The sequence below is a fragment of the Blastocatellia bacterium genome, from assembly GCA_025054955.1.
Classification (GTDB): Bacteria; Acidobacteriota; Blastocatellia; order HR10; family J050; genus JANWZE01.
Genome location: JANWZE010000136.1, coordinates 1 through 3,862, shown reverse-complemented (window position 1 = coordinate 3,862; position 3,862 = coordinate 1). Strand labels below are relative to the sequence as shown.

At 56.3% G+C, this 3,862-nt stretch carries 4 protein-coding genes; all 4 read left to right on the top strand.

The features are described 5' to 3' along the window. Nucleotides 1–366: 366 nt before the first annotated feature. The 4 genes from lipA (at nucleotide 367) to NZ823_16840 (ending at nucleotide 3,541) form a co-directional block, all read left to right on the top strand. Entirely contained in the window at nucleotides 367–1,296 is a 930-nt protein-coding gene (gene lipA / locus NZ823_16855) for a lipoyl synthase (protein MCS6806798.1), read from the top strand. Beyond that, a complete protein-coding gene (locus NZ823_16850) occupies nucleotides 1,274–1,468 on the top strand; it encodes a MoaD/ThiS family protein (protein MCS6806797.1) in 195 nt (64 codons plus the stop codon). The genes lipA and NZ823_16850 overlap by 23 nt, the downstream gene beginning before the upstream one ends. Next, complete coding sequence (locus NZ823_16845) at nucleotides 1,465–2,388, top strand: adenine nucleotide alpha hydrolase family protein (protein MCS6806796.1); 924 nt, start codon at nucleotides 1,465–1,467, stop codon at nucleotides 2,386–2,388. The genes NZ823_16850 and NZ823_16845 overlap by 4 nt, the downstream gene beginning before the upstream one ends. A gap of 205 nt (nucleotides 2,389–2,593) precedes the next feature. Then, a complete protein-coding gene (locus NZ823_16840; GenBank protein MCS6806795.1) occupies nucleotides 2,594–3,541 on the top strand; it encodes a PD-(D/E)XK nuclease family protein in 948 nt (315 codons plus the stop codon). Nucleotides 3,542–3,862 lie beyond the last annotated feature (321 nt).

The window sequence follows — 3,862 nt, the reverse complement described above, 5'->3', positions numbered from 1 at the left end:
GCCGATGCGCGATTGGGTGAGCTTTCCTAACCCGGCGGAGACCTATTTCTCAGTGATTCCCGATCCGCTGGCCGTTAAGGTAGTAGACGACGTGTGGAGCAAATTCGTCGCTGAGACGCGCGCGGTGGTCAAGACGATGAGGCTCACGCGATGAATGCTGGCGGCGACGAGAGCGCGCAGTCGTCAAACTGACGCGACGAATGCTGGCGGCGACGAGAGCGCGCAGTCGCGGATGCACGTGAAGTAGTCACGAGGATGAAGCTCACGCAGTGAATGCTGAACCAGTGGCGTACTCACGCAGGGGGCATCAATCGCTCATTGTTTGAATTTGATTCTGGGAAGCAGATGACCTAAGCTGATGAGGTTATGATCGAACGCGTACCCAAGCCGGAATGGCTCAAAGTCAAAGTGCCCGGCGGGCCGAATTTCTCGATGTTGAAGCAGTTGGCTCGCGGATTGAAACTCAATACAGTTTGCGAGAGCGCGCGTTGTCCCAACATCGGCGAGTGTTGGGAAGCGGGCACGGCCACATTCATGATTCTGGGCAATACCTGCACGCGCCGCTGTGGCTTTTGCGCCGTGCCCAGTGGCAAGCCGCTGGAGTATGACACGCAGGAACCGGAGCGAGTGGCTGAGGCCGTCCAGGCGCTGCGATTGAACTACGTGGTCATCACCTCGGTGGCGCGTGACGATTTGCCGGATGGCGGCGCGTGGGCATTCGCCCAGACGATTCGCGCCATCCGCGCGCGGCAGCCGCAGTGTCGCGTGGAGGTGTTGATTCCTGATTTTCGTGGCTCGATTCAATCACTGAAAACGGTGATGGATGCTGAGCCGTTTGTGCTTAATCACAATATCGAGACGGTCGAACGATTGCAAAAGCCGGTGCGCAAGACAGGTCGCTATGAGTGGTCATTGAACGTGCTGGCCAACGCTAAGCGGTTGAATCCGGCCATTCCAACCAAGTCAGGACTCATGCTCGGACTGGGCGAAACCTGGGATGAAATCCTGCAAACAATGCGCGACTTGCGGGCTGTGGACTGTAATTTTCTCACCATCGGTCAATACCTGCGACCGACGCTTGAACATTTGCCTGTTGCTCGCTACGTCGCGCCGAGCGAGTTTGAAGAGTTGCGCCAAATAGGGCAGTCGCTCGGCTTCACCCATGTGGAAGCGGGGCCGCTGGTGCGGAGCTCATACCATGCTGAGAAGCAGAATCGCGGCGATGTCTCCCCGTCATTGTCATCAGCATCCATCGCCATCGAGGCCAACGGCAGTGAACGTCCGATACAGCGATAAGGAATTTTCATTCGATCACCGGATGACGGCGCGTCAGTTGTTGGAGCGGCTCGGTGTGCTGTCAGAAACTGTCGTCGTGACCAAGAACGGCGAGATCGTCACCGAAGATGAAATGCTGGAAGTCGGCGACGAGGTCGAATTGATCCGCGTTATATCAGGGGGCGCAGCATGAAATGCCGTCAGTGCTCAACCAAAGCGATCATCAATATGCCGGAGCATCGGCTGGCATTGTGTCAAGTCTGTTACCCTGCTTGGTTCCTTAATTACACGGAGCGGACGATCAAGAAATTTCGCATGTTCACCCGTGACGACCGCATTCTGGTGGCCGTCTCAGGTGGCAAGGATAGCCTGGCGCTGTGGCATGCGTTGACCCAGTTGGGCTATGAAGCCGATGGGTTTTATATTGATCTGGGCATTGATGAAAACATCGGCTACTCGGAGAAATCGAAAGCCGCTTGCGTCCGCTTCGCTGAGCAGCTCGGTCGCTCGCTGCACACTGTCTCCGTTGCCGAGGAAGTGGGCGCGTCGGTGCCGGCCATCAAGCAACTGACGCAGCGCGTGGCTTGTTCCGGCTGTGGGCTGATCAAACGCTACCTGATGAATCGCACGTCGCTGGAAGCCGGTTATGATGTGATCGCCACCGGTCACAATCTGGATGATGAAGTTGCGTTGCTGTTTGGCAACACGCTGCGTTGGGATCAACCTTATCTAGCGCGACAATATCCCGTCCTCGATGAACGCGACGGGCTGAAAAAAAAGGTCAAACCATTTATCTATTTCACGGAAAAACAAACGACCGTGTATGCGCTGGTCAATCGAATCGCCTATGTGCGCGATGAATGCCCGTTCGCGCGCGGCGCCACGTCGCTCTATCACAAGGAAATCATCAACCAACTGGAACATGACAGGCCGGGCGCGAAGCGACAATTCTTGGATGGCTTCTTGAAAGTGAGAGAGAAATTCGTCAACACAGAACCAGAGCCATTGATCCCTTGTCCGCGGTGCGGTCAACCAACAACGGTTGGCGTGTGCGCCTACTGCCGACTAGTTGAAACCGTTCGGCGTCGTCACGCATCCGCGTCTCCGAAGTAAGCATACGCTCATGCCGAGCGCGGCAGCGCACCATTGGGCACGTGTTCGGCGTGTCGAGCATGGCTCGTGTTCCGTTGAGGCTTCTCACGATTTTGCCTAGCACTCGATCTATGGATGGCATGACATCCTGTCGCTGTGCGTGAGAGTTCATGGAGCAGCTTGTATTGACACCGGCGGGCAACACGCCATACTACCATCGTCACCGATGGCCGAACTCAGAAACGAATTCAAATGGTCTGTAACGCGCGACCGCCATTTTCGTGAATGTCGGCGGATGTTTTATCTACAGCACTATGCCTTCTGGGGCGGTTGGCGATTGGACGCGGATGATCTGGCCAAGCTCTGTTATCGCCTCACGAAGATGCAAAACCTGGATACGTGGGCCGGCGACATCGTGCATAAAGGCATCGAAGAGACGCTGCGGAAAGTGCGCGCGCGCCAGCCGATTGATTTCCAGAGCCTGACTTCCGCCGCGATCAGCCGGTTACGAACAGGTTGGACGCAGTCGAAAAACGAGCAATGGCGGCTCGATCCTAAACGCTACGTCAACTTATTCGAGCATTACTACCAGCGCGAGGTTCCCCGTGAACGAACCGACGAGATCAAGCAGCGCGTGCTGCAATGTTTGGAGAACTTCTGGCGCTCGCCGATGTTTGCCTGGCTCCAACAGACTCAGCCAAGCGACTGGAAATCGTTAGAAGACTTTCAAGAATTTCAATTGGGGTGCTTCACCATCACGGTCAAGATGGACCTGGCGCTGGAGCGCGATGGAATGTTGTACATCTGCGATTGGAAGACAGGGCAGCAGGACGGAAAAGACATGACACAGATGGCCTGCTATGCGCTGTACGCGATGAAAGTCTGGGGCTATCGCCTCGATCAGATCAAAATCGTGTTGGCCTATTTGCGCGAGAATGTGTTCCAGGAGTATCAGCCAAGCCCGGAAGAGATCATCGAGGCGCAAGATAGGATTTTGGAAAGCTGCTACGGGATGCAGGCGTCGCTAACTGATCCAGTGGCCAATCTGGCGTCCATAGAGAACTTCCCGATGACGCTGGAGCGATGGCGCTGCCAGCGGTGCGCGTTCTGGGAAGTGTGCTATGGAAATCGGCAGATCGCCGAGTCGTCGTCAGCCTTCAGCGAGGATTTTTGATTTTCACTCACCATGTCTCACACCGAGTGCGGAGGGAAAGACCACGTTCTTTGTAGGGGCGTCGTGTGTGGCCGCCTGCCGACGTGTGGTGTTTTTTGAAGAGCGAGCTCCGAGCAGCAGCGGCAGCCGCCCGCCGACCGGTTGAATCGGTGTGTGGCTGCCTGCTGACGTGTGATGTTTTGAACAGGGCGAGGTTGGAGCAAGGGCTGTAGCCACCGCCGCCATAGGGTAGCCAGATGTGAAACGTCTGGTTGGGGGTCCTCCCCAATCCCTCGCGCCCTGAAGGGGTGCCGCCTGTTGCCTCATCGGCTCATTCATGCT